The sequence below is a fragment of the Cryobacterium sp. Y29 genome (assembly GCF_002929825.1).
In the GTDB taxonomy this organism is placed as follows: domain Bacteria; phylum Actinomycetota; class Actinomycetes; order Actinomycetales; family Microbacteriaceae; genus Cryobacterium.
On the sequence record NZ_PJJN01000030.1, the window covers coordinates 50000 to 62630 of the forward strand.

Annotated in this window: 11 protein-coding genes and 1 riboswitch; of the genes, 4 read left to right on the forward strand and 7 right to left on the reverse strand. The window is 64.5% G+C overall.

Annotation, left to right across the window (positions count from 1 at the left end):
- Together ribD and CXY74_RS06200 are read right to left on the reverse strand one after the other, a co-directional pair.
- On the reverse strand, window positions 1-1044 hold the full coding sequence (gene ribD, locus CXY74_RS06195; protein WP_104199626.1) for a bifunctional diaminohydroxyphosphoribosylaminopyrimidine deaminase/5-amino-6-(5-phosphoribosylamino)uracil reductase RibD: 1044 nt from the start codon (window positions 1042-1044) through the stop codon (window positions 1-3).
- An 88-nt stretch (window positions 1045-1132) separates the two neighbouring features.
- A riboswitch (FMN riboswitch) is annotated at window positions 1133-1274 on the reverse strand.
- Window positions 1275-1358: 84 nt separating this feature from the next.
- Window positions 1359-2246, reverse strand: coding sequence for a sugar-binding transcriptional regulator (locus tag CXY74_RS06200; protein WP_233193253.1), 888 nt, complete (start codon window positions 2244-2246; stop codon window positions 1359-1361).
- A 208-nt stretch (window positions 2247-2454) separates the two neighbouring features.
- Here CXY74_RS06200 and CXY74_RS06205 point away from each other — a divergent pair, with 208 nt between their 5' ends.
- The 4 genes from CXY74_RS06205 (at window position 2455) to CXY74_RS06220 (ending at window position 8094) form a co-directional block, all read left to right on the forward strand.
- Window positions 2455-4197, forward strand: a complete 1743-nt coding sequence (locus tag CXY74_RS06205; RefSeq protein WP_104199628.1) for a glycerol-3-phosphate dehydrogenase/oxidase — start codon at window positions 2455-2457, stop codon at window positions 4195-4197.
- Between the two features lie 182 nt (window positions 4198-4379).
- Window positions 4380-5114: an MIP/aquaporin family protein gene (locus tag CXY74_RS06210; RefSeq protein ID WP_104199762.1), complete on the forward strand. Its 735-nt coding sequence runs from the start codon at window positions 4380-4382 to the stop codon at window positions 5112-5114.
- 83 nt (window positions 5115-5197) lie between these two features.
- Entirely contained in the window at window positions 5198-6712 is a 1515-nt protein-coding gene (glpK, locus tag CXY74_RS06215) for a glycerol kinase GlpK (RefSeq protein ID WP_104199629.1), read from the forward strand.
- 458 nt (window positions 6713-7170) lie between these two features.
- Window positions 7171-8094 carry an endonuclease domain-containing protein gene (locus CXY74_RS06220; protein WP_158252307.1) on the forward strand — a complete coding sequence of 308 codons (924 nt, stop codon included), beginning with the start codon at window positions 7171-7173 and terminating at the stop codon, window positions 8092-8094.
- Between the two features lie 80 nt (window positions 8095-8174).
- Here the strand turns inward: CXY74_RS06220 and CXY74_RS06225 are convergent, their stop codons facing one another.
- Genes CXY74_RS06225 through CXY74_RS06245 form a run of 5 tightly spaced genes read right to left on the reverse strand, consistent with a single transcriptional unit; the run spans window position 8175 to window position 12510 of the window.
- Window positions 8175-8966 carry an HAD family hydrolase gene (locus CXY74_RS06225; protein WP_104199631.1) on the reverse strand — a complete coding sequence of 264 codons (792 nt, stop codon included), beginning with the start codon at window positions 8964-8966 and terminating at the stop codon, window positions 8175-8177.
- Window positions 8963-9568, reverse strand: coding sequence for a GNAT family N-acetyltransferase (locus CXY74_RS06230; RefSeq protein WP_104199632.1), 606 nt, complete (start codon window positions 9566-9568; stop codon window positions 8963-8965). Before CXY74_RS06230 ends, CXY74_RS06225 begins: the two co-directional genes overlap by 4 nt.
- Window positions 9568-10572 carry a tryptophan--tRNA ligase gene (gene trpS, locus CXY74_RS06235; RefSeq protein ID WP_104199633.1) on the reverse strand — a complete coding sequence of 335 codons (1005 nt, stop codon included), beginning with the start codon at window positions 10570-10572 and terminating at the stop codon, window positions 9568-9570. Before trpS ends, CXY74_RS06230 begins: the two co-directional genes overlap by 1 nt.
- A complete protein-coding gene (locus tag CXY74_RS06240) occupies window positions 10569-11426 on the reverse strand; it encodes an exodeoxyribonuclease III (RefSeq protein WP_104199634.1) in 858 nt (285 codons plus the stop codon). The genes trpS and CXY74_RS06240 overlap by 4 nt, the downstream gene beginning before the upstream one ends.
- A gap of 13 nt (window positions 11427-11439) precedes the next feature.
- Window positions 11440-12510 (reverse strand): YihY/virulence factor BrkB family protein, encoded by a 1071-nt coding sequence (locus CXY74_RS06245; RefSeq protein WP_104199635.1) that lies wholly within the window; start codon window positions 12508-12510, stop codon window positions 11440-11442.
- Between the last annotated feature and the right edge of the window lie 121 nt (window positions 12511-12631).

The following is a 12631-nucleotide window of genomic DNA, read 5'->3' on the forward strand; positions in this document are numbered from 1 at the left end:
TTAGGTAGTGAGGGGTCTAGCGACGATAAGAACATCGTCGCCAATCCGGTTGAGGGAATGGATGGAGAGGCGGCGCTGCTCGCCGATGGTGGTCACGCCGAAGTCGTCGAGCGCCAGCCGGGGGCCACCGAGGAGCGTTGGTGCGAGGTAGACGAGGTACTCGTCGACCAGTCCGGCGGCAACGAAGGCGCTCGCCACGGTGGGCCCGCCCTCGATGAACACGGTGCGCACCGCCCGCTTGTATAGGTCGGTCAGCAGGCCAGGCAGGTCGAGGCCGTCGAAAAATAGTGGCGGGTGCGGGTGTGCGTAGACCGCAGCGGATGCCGGCAGCGCTCGTCGGCCGACGACCACGGGAATGGGCTGCCGGGCGAGGAGGTCGCCAGCGAGGTCGCGGGCGGTCAGCGCCGGGTCATCGGCGAGCACGGTGCCGGTGCCGACCAGGATCGTGTCGCTGGCGGCGCGACGCTGGTGCACGTCGAGCCGCGCTGCCGCTCCCGTGATCCAACGGCTGGAGCCGTCGGCAGCGGCCGCGCGACCGTCGAGGCTGGAGGCCCACTTGAGCGTGATGAACGGCCGGCCGAGGCGGGCGGCGACAAGCCAGTCGCCGAGAAGGGCCTCCCCGTCAGTGGCGAGCAGGCCGCCCTCCACCTCGATGCCGGCCATGCGCAGCCGCGTGGCACCGCCGCAGGAGTGCTCGCCCGGGTCGGTTACGGAATAGACGACGCGGTCGACGCCGGCGTCGATCAGAGCAACCGCGCACGGACCGGTTCGGCCGACATGATTGCACGGTTCGAGTGTGACGACGACGGTGCTGCCGCGGGACAGGCCGGGGGCGAGATGGGAGAGCGCGTCGACCTCGGCGTGTTGGCTGCCGGCACCGCGATGCCACCCCTCGGCGAGGGTCTCGCCGTTGGCGTTCAGGATGACGCAGCCGACCCGTGGGTTCACGCCGGTGGCCGGACCGCGGGCGGCGAGTTCGAGGGCGCGGCGCAGTGCGCTGGCCAGGGCAGCGCTGTCCAGGCCGACTGCCGCGTTGTTGGTCATCCCGCCCTCATCCGTATCGGACGAGCTCCGGGGGGTATGGGGTGTGCAGCATGCACAAACCCGTCGGTCGACCATAGGGGCCGACCAACTCGTGCGCCTCCCGTCCGGACTTTGACCGTCGGTGCTGGAGTTTCACCAGCTCAACCGCTGGTCCCTCGATGGTGCTGGGGGACTAACGGGTCGCGGACTTTAACCGCCGGTTCGGAATTACACCGACCCCGGAGCACGTGTACTGCAAGTTCTTCTTCTAGTTATAGTGCAACAGCCTGCGTGACGTGTTATTCCCGGCGACAAGCGCTGTCATGCTCATGACGTCACGGGGCCTCGACCAGCGCGCGGGCGGTGCTCTCATCGACGAACAGGTCGGTGATGAGCGACGCGGCGAGGGCCCCGCGCAGACTGGCGAGCTTGGAGCGGCCCGCCACGACGCAGATGCGGCGTGGCGTGCGGCGCAGCACGGTGAAGTCCGGGCCGGTGGACCGCTCGTTCAGGGCGATACCGTCGGCCGAGCCGTCGGCGCGGTAGAACACTGTCGCCACGTCGCCGACCACGCCGGCTGCGCCGAGCGCATCGAATTCGGCCTGTTCGAGGTAGCCGCCCGCGTAGACGCGGCTGACCACTCCAGAGAAGGGAGAACCGAGGCCGAATAATGCGATGTCCATGATGGCCTGCATCTCGAGCAGGCGACTGACGCTGCGCTCCCGCCACAATGCGTGCTTGGTCGCCGGGTCGTCGAAGAAGGCGGGCACCGGAAACTGCTGTACATGCGCGCCGAACGCCGTGCCGAAACGGCCGAGAATTTCGCTCGCGTACCCCAAGCCGGTGGTGCGCATGTTTCCGGCACCGTTCAACTGCACGATCTGGGAGTTGTGGGTCTGCTTCGGAGTGATGTGCCGGCTGATCACGTTCATGGTGGAACCCCAGGCGATGCCCATAGTCATGTTCGAGTCGAAGTATTGACCGAGAATCCGTGCAACCGAGAGGGCGACACGCTCGAGCCGATCGACGTCACTCGCACTGTCCGGCACCGGAACGACGTGCGCGGTGATCTGGAATCGAGCCTCGATCTGCTGCTCGAGGTGACTCGGGGCATCCAGGGGAGACTTGATCTGAATATCGACCAGGCCGGTCTCGCGCGCGTGGCTGAGCAGGCGCGAGACCGAGGAACGGGAGGTGTGCAGCTCTTGAGCGATGGCATCCATGGTGAGGTCCTGGATGTAGTACAGGTGCGCGGCGGTGAGGGCGTCGCGGCTGCGATCAGACTGTGCGGAATCGGTATCGAAGATCACGGGGCTCCTTGCACGTATGTTCAATCCAGTTGAGAAATTGTGTCGGACTGTCAGACTACATCTATTCATAGGATTTCCCCGAGCAAACTATCGGGCGATCCCCGAGACAAAGGTGACAACAATGTCGTTCCTCAACTCACAGACCTCGACCGCAATCGCCGATCGCCCGAGCGCCCAGGTGCTCATCATCGGTGCCGGTATCAACGGCATCGCCACCTTTCGTGATCTAGCCCTGCAGGGCGTCGACGTGGTCATCGTTGAGAAGAACGATTACGTCTCCGGAGCCTCGTCGGCCAGCTCGCACATGATTCACGGAGGCGTGCGCTATCTCGAAAATGGCGAATTTCGCCTGGTCAAGGAGTCGGTCGAGGAACGCAACGGCCTGCTCAAGATCGCGCCGCACTATGTCAAGCCATTGCAGACGACCATCCCCATTTTCTCGACCTTTTCGGGAGTGATGGCCGCGCCGCTGCGTTTCCTCACCCACAAGCAGGGCGCCAAGCACGTCGAGCGCGGCGCGATGCTCATCAAAATCGGCATGATGATCTACGACGCATTCTCCCGTGACGGCGGAACGGTACCCCGCCATGAATTCAGGGGCCGCACCAAGGCACTCGCCGCCCTGCCGCTGCTGAACCCGGGCCTGAAATACACGGCCACCTACTACGACGCCGCCATGCACGACCCCGAACGCCTCGCCCTCGATGTGCTGCGCGACGGCCTCGACGCCGGCCCGCACGCTCGCGCCGCCAACTATGTCGAAGCGGCTGGCATAACGGAAAACGGCGTGCTGCTTCGCAACAGCATCACCGGCGCAGAATTCTCCTTTCGAGCAGATATCATCGTCAACACGAGCGGGCCGTGGACCGACCTGACCAATGACGCTCTCGGCCAGCCGAGCACTTTCATGGGCGGCACCAAGGGGTCCCACGTCGTACTCGACAATCCGGAACTGCTCGCGGCAACGGGAGGCCGAGAGATCTTCTTCGAACACGAAGACGGCCGCATCGTGTTGATCTACCCGCTCAAGGGCCGCGTTCTGGTCGGCACCACCGACCTCGAGCACGACATCACCCAGCCCATTCGCTGCACCGAAGACGAAATCGATTACTTCTTCGATCTGGTCGCGCACGTTTTTCCAACGGTACCGGTTGATCGTTCGCACATCGTGTTCCGCTTCGCTGGCGTGCGTCCGCTACCGCGACACGACGATGAAACACCGGGTTTCGTCTCCCGTGACTACCGTATCGAGTCCCGTCCGCTGCCCCGCACCGACGCCGCTGACGGCACCCTGCTCAGCCTGGTCGGCGGCAAGTGGACCACCTTCCGCGCCCTCGCTGAGAACCTGAGCACGGACATCCTGAAACTGCTCGGCCTGCCGCGCACTGTGTCTACCGAGGGGCTCGCTATCGGTGGCGGCCGCGACTGGCCGGCCTCGGACGCCGCCCGCCTGGTTTGGGTCACAGCCCACGGCGACGAGGTGGGCACCGATCGCGCCGCAGCCCTGCTCGCCCGCTACGGTACCAGGGCGAGCGAGGTCATCGACTTTCTCATCGATCCGGCTGGTCCAGCGGATGCTCCCCTCGCGCACAACACCGATTACACTCGGCGTGAAATCGAGTTCATGGCCGGCTTCGAGGGCGTCGTGCGGCTGAGTGACGTGCTGTTGCGCCGCACCAGCATGGCCTTCGTCGGCGCCGTGACCACTCCTCTGATCGAGGAGATCGCCCGCGTTGTCGCTCCTGTTCTCGGCTGGGATGCCGCACGCCGCGCTGAAGAGATCGTCTTGGCCCGCGCCACCCTGATGGACGTGCACGGGGTCGACCTTGCCCCGGTCGCCGAAGCCGGTGTTCTGATCGACTAACCCGCTCGGACTGACGATTATTGACAATCTGCACGAACGTGCACGAGAAACCTGCTCACTCCGGCCCGGTCGCCGCTACGTTTTAGACAACACGCACGACAACCGGACTCAACAACACTGTTGGGTGCGGTGAACAGCACTCCATCTGAAAGGTCAATGTGGACAATCTCGGTGTCGTCTTTATGTCAGAGGTCGTGGGAACGGCCATCCTCGTATTACTCGGCTGTGGCGTGGTGGCCAACGTCGCGCTCGCCAAGAACAAGGGCTTCGGCGGTGGCTTTCTCATGGTCACGATCGGCTGGGGCCTCGCGGTCTATGCCGGTGTGATCGCCGCCTACAACTCCGGTGCCCACCTGAACCCGGCCGTCACTCTCGGTCTCATCGCGAGTGGGACCGACACATTCGGCTCGGGTGTTCCGGTCAACGTCGTATCGACGTTGACTTACATAGGAGCGCAGATGCTCGGCGCTATTCTCGGTGCCGTCGTGGTCTGGCTCGCCTACAAGCCGCACTTCGACCAGGAGCCGGACGCGGCAAACAAGCTCGGCGTCTTCTCGACCGGGCCGGCCATCCGCTCTTACGGGTGGAACCTCGTCACCGAGATCATCGGCACCTTCGTGCTCGTCTTCGTCGTCATCGGATTCGGCCGCAACGGCGATGCTGGCGGGCTCGCCGCGCTCGGCGCGCTGCCGGTGGCGCTGCTCGTGATCGCCATCGGTGCCTCGCTCGGTGGGCCGACCGGGTACGCCATCAACCCCGCACGTGACCTCGGTCCCCGCATCGCGCACTTCCTGCTGCCGATCAAGGGCAAGGGCGGCAGCGACTGGTCGTACTCCTGGGTTCCGGTTCTCGGTCCTATCATCGGCGGTGTGCTCGCCGGAGCATCATCGGGTGTGCTGCTGCCGGTTTTGGGCTAATCCTTACAACGCAGTCTGCGGCATCCGCTTTCGTTATCGTTTCAACACCGTATTTCTTACCTGGAACAACAAAGGAGTTACACATGGCCAAGTACGTTCTCGCCATCGACCAGGGGACCACGAGCTCCCGCGCGATCATCTTCGACAAGGCCGGGTCGATTATTTCGATCGGTCAGCTTGAGCACGAACAGATCCTGCCGCAGGCCGGCTGGGTTGAGCATGACCCGAAGGAAATCTGGGACAACACCCGTGAGGCCATCGGGCAGGCGCTGTCGAAGGCGAATATCACCCGCCACGATATCGAAGCCGTCGGCATCACCAACCAGCGCGAAACCGCCGTCGTCTGGGACAAGACCACCGGCGTGCCCGTCTATAACGCCATCGTCTGGCAGGACACCCGTACCCAGCCGATCGTCGACCGGTTGGCAGCGGATGGCGGCGTCGATCGGTTTAAGTCGACCGTCGGCCTGCCGCTGGCCACCTACTTCTCCGGGACCAAGATCGTCTGGATCCTGGAAAACGTCGAGGGAGCACGCGCTAAAGCGGATGCCGGCGACCTCTTGTTCGGCACCACCGATTCCTGGGTGCTGTGGAACCTGACCGGCGGTACCGAGGGCGGCGTGCACGCGACCGACGTCACCAACGCGAGCCGCACCATGTTCATGGACCTCAAAACTCTGCAGTGGGATGACGAGATTCTCGGCATTTTCGATGTGCCGAAGTCGATGTTGCCCGAGATCAAATCGTCCTCAGAGGTGTACGGCACTGCAAGTGGACACAGCCTGCTGCGCGAGGTGCCGATATCCGGCATCCTCGGCGACCAGCAGGCCGCGACCTTCGGCCAGGCTGCCTTCGACCAGGGCGAAGCGAAGAACACCTACGGCACCGGAAACTTTTTGATCTTCAACACCGGCACCGAGATCATCCACTCGAAGAACGGCCTGCTCACCACCGTGGGCTACAAGCTCGGCGATGCCCCGGTGCACTACGCGCTCGAGGGTTCGATCGCGGTGACCGGCTCGCTCGTGCAGTGGATGCGCGACCAGCTCGGGATCATCAAGGATGCCTCCGAGATCGAAGACCTCGCCAAGACGGTCAGCGACAATGGCGGAGCCTACTTCGTGCCGGCCTTCTCCGGCCTGTTCGCGCCGTACTGGCGGTCGGATGCGCGCGGCGCGCTCGTGGGACTCACCCGCTACGTGAACAAGGGTCACATCGCCCGGGCGGCGCTCGAGGCCATCGCGTACCAGACGCGAGAGGTGCTCGACGCGGTCAACGCGGACTCCGGGGTGCCGCTGACCGAGCTCAAGGTCGACGGTGGTGCCACGGTCAACGACCTGCTCATGCAGTTCCAGGCCGACATCATCGGCGTGCCCGTCGTGCGCCCGGTCGTCGCCGAGACCACGGCGCTCGGCGCCGCCTATGCGGCCGGCCTCGCTGTGGGCTTCTGGAGCGGCCTCGACGACCTACGCTCCAACTGGCAGGAAGACGCCCGCTGGGAGCCATCCATGGACCCAGAGGAAGCTGCTCGTCTCCTGCGCAACTGGAAGAAGGCCGTCACGAAGACCCTCGATTGGGTCGATGAGGACGTGAAGTAGTTCACACCTCTCTCCCCGCCCGGCCGCTTCCCCTCTCCTGGGGCGCATAACTCCTGCAATTTGCCGTGTGAAGTTTTCGGAGGTCCGTGTTTTCGCGGTCCGCAGACACAGCATGTGCAAACTGCAGGAGTTATGCCTCGGTGATTGCGGGTGATTGCCGGTGACTGCCGGTGATCTGTGATCTGTTACTCGGCTGGATCGCCCGTCTGGGGGATCGTTGTCATTCCGGGCGGCCCAATCGCGTAACTCCTGCAATTTGGTCTCTCGGTCCGGCCGACCCGAGTGCTTCCGGGTGAGATTGCGGACGAGTGCGGAGACTGCAGGAGTTATGCGCTTCGGCGAGAGGCGTGTTTCGAAAGAGTAAGCACGGAAGAGTTATGCACAGGCGGCTGGAAGCGCTGTCCCCAGATTGGTTGCGGGGAGGTCCTGGTAACTGGAAAATGACGACGATCGTCTGCATGAATCCATTTTTGACCTCCCCTGCTGGCCAGCGTCGCATCGTCAGCCGACAAGACTTAGTGAACAGCGGCATGCGAGCCAAACACATCACGGCGGCAGTGCGCAGCAATACGCTCATCCGAGTCCGCCGCGATCACTACGCTCTGCCGGGAACCGATCGCCACACCCTTGAGGCGGTTCGCATCGGCGGGCGCGAAGCCTGCGTTTCGGCGGCCCGGGAGATCGGTTTCTTTGCCTTCGACTCGCAATTCACCCATGTGCATATCCCGCGGGAGGGCTCCCGTCTGCGCAGTCCCCAAAGTCGTCACGTTCCGCTGGCGGCCGCCCCGCGGGACGGCGTCGAGCTGCACTGGTGGCCGCTCATCGACAAAACTGATGGCACCGAGTACTGCGTCGGGCCCCGCGACGCCCTCGCCCAGATTATCCAGTGTCAGGAACCTCGCTTCGCTCTCGCCGCGCTCGACACCGCCCTGCACGAGCATAAGATTCGGGCAGCTGATCTCGATGAGATCTTCGCCCATGTCCCTGATAAGCATGGCGGGCTGCGGTCCCGCATCGATGCGCGAGTGGATGCCGGCCAGGAGTCTGTCGTGCGGGACCTGTTTCGGTCCGCCGGGTACCGCTGTGACATTCAGGTGTACATCGACCGGGTCGGCCGCGTCGATGTCCTGGTCGAGGGCTGTGTAGTCGTTGAGGCGGACAGCCAGAGTCATCACAAAGCCTGGGAGGAGCACATTCGCGACCGCACCCGAGATCGTTTACTGGCAACCCTCGGTTATGTGACGCTCCGCGTGCTGTATCAGGACATCATGTTCGATCCGGAGGGGGTGCTTCGGGCAATTCAGAAGCTCGTAGACATTTGCCGGTATGGAAGCCCCCGAGTCTTCACTGCCGCCCAGACAAGTGGCATCCGCGGCGCATAACTCCTGCAAATTTCGAATGACCCAAAGTAGAAGGCCCGCAATTTGGGGCCTTATCTTGCACAGGCTGCAATTTGCAGGAGTTATGCCCCAGGGAGGGCGGCAAACAGTCCCGGCAGGCTGGCCAGAGTGTCGATGCGGAGAACTCCGAGGCGTGCGGCAGCGTCTGCGTCGCCAACGCCAACGCCAACGCCACCGCCAACGCCAGCGCCAACGCCAACGCCGACGGCGGATGCGCCGGCGCGGTCGAGCCAGACCCCCGTCAGCCCCGCAGCGGCCGCGCCCAGGGCATCCGTGCGCAGCCGATCTCCCACGTAAACCGCCTCCTCGACGGGCACGCCAAACAGCGCGCAGGCGTGCTCGAAGATGCGAATGTCGGGCTTGGCAAAGCCGAGCGCGCCCGAGGCGATGACATGCTCGAAGTGGTCAGCCAGGCCGACGCGACGAATCTTCTCGCCCTGAAAAACCGGGTCACCATTCGTGATGAGGCCAAAGCGTACCGCGGGAATCACCTCGGCCAGCTCATCGAAGCAGGGGAGCGCGTCGTCGTGCAGCCGCCACCGGGACCGGTAGCTGTCGAAATATTCGTCAAACCACGCATCTGCTTCGGCGTCGGACAGCGCTATGTGGAACGACGCCGCGAAATCCTGGGCCCGGGCACGACGCTGACCGGCAAAGTCCAGATCGCCGGCGAGGTAGGAGTGATAGTGCTCCTCTTCGAGCGCGTCCCAGAGCACGGTCGCCGCTTTCCGGTCGGCGGTTGCGAAGGCACCTCCGACCCGGTCGAGGTGCAGCAGAATACCGGCAGCGACCGCGGCCCGGTGAGCGAACAGGGTGTCGTCGAGGTCGAATAAGACGACGCGCGGCACGGTCATCGAGCGAGGGCCGCTGCTGGCCAGCCGGGCTGCTGGCTCCGGTCATCGCCGGCTGTGAGGTGGCCGTGCCAGGAGTCGGGGAAGGCTCCGTCCCGGTAGGCGGTGACGGATGGCCCCGTGCCGGAATATCGAAATCCCGACTTCCATGCCGCGCGGGCCGACGCGACGTTTCCGACCAAGCATTCCCAGTGCAGCACGTCGATGATTCCTGCCGCGAACGCCCAATCGGCGACGAGCCGCTGCGCTTCGAGTATGAGGCCGCGGCCCCGGTACGGGGCGCCCAGCCAGAAGCCGATGGAGCCCACCCGGTGAACGGATGCGTCCGCCGCGACGGATTCGCCCGTCAAGCGCAGACAGATCACGCCCAGCAAGTCCGGCCCGGCAGGGTCCCGCAATGCCCAGGTATATTCCCGATCGGACATCCATCCGGACGGGACATACTCAGCGAGGAATCCTTCGGCGTGCTCCAGGCGGTAAGGCCACGGAACGGTCAGGTAACGCTCAAAAAGCGGGTCCTGGCAGTATTCGAAGACCCTGTCGGTGTCTCCGACGACAGGCGCATCAAGCAGTACCAGCGGTGAGGAGAGCGAGAACGGCTGCATCAGCGAGGGGGCAGAAAGCCGACGCGGTCGTAGACGGTGGCCAGGGTTTCATTTGCGACATCCGAGGCCCGGGCCGCGTTGGATGCGAGAACCCGGTCGAGCTCGGCCGGGTCATCCAGCAGCTCGGCCACGCGCTGGCGGATGGGATCGAACGTGCCTAGAACCACCTCGACCAGACCCTTTTTCAGGTCGCCATACCCGCGGCCAGCGTATTCGTTCTCGAGCGATTCGATCGACTCGTCGGCCAGTACGGAGTAGATCGTGAGCAGGTTGGCCACACCCGGCTTGTTCTCGCGGTCGAAGACCACGCCGCCGTCGGCATCCGTCACGGCCCGCATGATCTTCTTCTTGGTGATGCCGGGCTCATCGAGCAGCCAGATGATGCCGGCATGCGACTCGGCCGACTTGCTCATCTTCGACGTGGGATTCTGCAGGTCGTAGATCTTCGCGGTCTCCTTCACGATCGCCACTTCGGGAATCGTGAAGGTGTCGCCGAAGCGTGAGTTGAAGCGCAGGGCGAGGTCGCGGGTGAGTTCCACGTGCTGGCGCTGGTCTTCCCCGACCGGCACCATCTCGGTTTGGTACAGCAGAATATCCGCCGCCATCAGTGTCGGGTAGGCGAACAGGCCAACGGATGTCGCGTCGGCGCCGTGCCGCACGGACTTGTCCTTGAACTGCGTCATGCGACTCGCCTCACCGAACCCGGTGATGGTGTTGAGCACCCAGGCCAGCTGGGCGTGCGCGGCGACGTGCGACTGCACGTACAGCGTTGACGCCGACGGGTCGATCCCGGCCGCAATATACTGCGCCGCCGTGCCACGCGTGTTCTCGCGGAGCTTGGCGGGCTCCTGGGCGACGGTGATGGCGTGCAGGTCGACGATGGAGAAGAACGCGTCGTGCGTCTGCTGCAGCGACTTCCAGTTCAAAAGCGCGCCGATGTAGTTGCCGATCTGCAGGGACTCGGCGGAGGGCTGCATACCCGAATACAGGCGGGGTTTGGTCATGAGTGTGCTTCTTTCGCGAGGTCATAGTCGACCACGACGGGGGAGTGGTCGCTCCAGCGCTGGTCGTACGCAGCGGCCCGGTCGACCGCATAGTTCAGAACGGATGCCGCCAGCTTGGGGCTGGCCAGATGGTAATCCAGGCGCCACCCAGTATCGGTGTCGAAGGCCTTGCCGCGCTGCGACCACCAGGTGTACGGTCCTTCGACCTCGCCGGCCCACTTACGGCCGACGTCCACCCAGCCGAGTCCCGCCCCCGCGTTGTACTCCGGCTCGCCTTCGCCGCCGAGGATACGGTCGAAGTACTCCCGTTCCTCCGGCAGAAAACCCGCGTGCTTCTTGTTGCCGCGCCAGTTCTTGATGTCGAGCGTGCGATGGCCCACGTTGAGATCGCCGAGCACGAGCGCGAGCGGGCTGTGCTCGGTCAGCTCAGGCAACCGGGCAATCATGGCATCGAGAAATTTGTACTTCTCGATCTGCTTCGGGGTGTCGGTCTCGCCGGAGTGCACGTAGGTGCTCACGACAGTGACGATCTGGCCGTTGACCTCGTAGTCCGCTTCGAGCCAGCGGCCGGCGCTGTCGAATTCTTCAGCGCCGAGGGCAACCCGGTGAATGGATGCCGTGGCCCGGCTCGCCAGGGCAACGCCGGCCCGGCCCTTGGCGGTGGCCGCGTCGTGCAGAATATTCCAGTCCGGCCCCAGCAGACCCTCGAGGTCTTCGGTCGAGGCGCGCACCTCTTGGATGGCCAGAATGTCCACGTCGCGCTGGTTCAGCCAGTCGCCCATTCCCTTGCGGTACGCGGCTCGTACCCCGTTCGTGTTGATGCTGGCGATACGGAGCGGTTTGGCAGAAGACATGAGTCAAGTCTAGTTAGCGCGCGTCTGCCGCATCGGCCAGGGCGTACTCGGCCACCCGTGCTTCCGCCGCCTTCAGCCGGCGGCTGGCGGCCCATCGGGCATACCACGGCGACGCATCGAGGTCGGTCCTGGCCGCCGTGAGCTCGGCCTGCGCGGTCAGCCGAAGGGCGTCGTTCATCCGTTTCTCCTGCCGGTCGGCGGCCTCATCGGCGCTGAGCATGTGCGGCGGAATGCCCGCGTCGGCCATGCCGACTGCGATCCACGAGGCGGCGATGAGTGTCACGGAACTCACGAGGTTGAACCAGACCAGCAGACCGATGATCACGGCGAAGGTCGCCAGCAGCGGGTTGCGGCTGGCGCCACCGAGGAGCACTCCACCGAGAATTTTCAGCACTCCGAGGGCGACACCGCCGAGCAGTGCCCCGGCGAACAGACGGCGCACCGGAATACGCACCCGCGACAGCACCCGGAACAGGCCGGCGAGGGTGAGCGTGTCGATGACGAGCACGACGGCCAGGCCGATGCCGCGAGCAGACGCCTCGTAGAAGAACGAGTCCTGGGCAATCTGAAAGAGGCGAAACAGAGCGCCGAGCAGCGCGGTGCTCGCGAGGGAGACGAGGGCCGACACGACCAGGGCGAGCCCGAAGATTAACCCGAGACCGAGCTCGCGCAGCTTGACCCAGATAAAGAATCTGGTCTGTGGTGGCATGCCGAAGACGGTCCGCACGGCCTGCGCGGTGGTCGACAGCCAGCCCAGAACGGTCAGGAGAAGTCCGGCCAGGGCGATGGCGCCGGTCCAGGTGAGTATGCCGGCGGTGGCAAGTACCTCCGGATCGATGATGGCGTCGGTGCCGATCAGGCCCGGAACCGACTGGTTGATGATGGCGTAGAGGGCGTTGAGCAGCCCCTGGTTCGCGGTCAGAACAAGCCCAGCGATGGAGAAAGCCACCCAGACGGCGGCGAAAATGGCGAAGATGGCTTGAAAGGACATTCCGGCGGCCAGGATGCCACCACCGGCGGTGTTGAAATGGGTCAGCACCCGCACGGGACGCCAGGCCAGAACGCGCTCTACCAGCTCTTTCACGGTGTCAGCTTAACCGCAGTACCGGGTGTACCGGTGAGGCCAACCGCACGCGGCATCCGCTGCCCACGCAATGACAGATACCCCCGTCGAATCGACGGGGGTATCTGTCACAAAATCAATC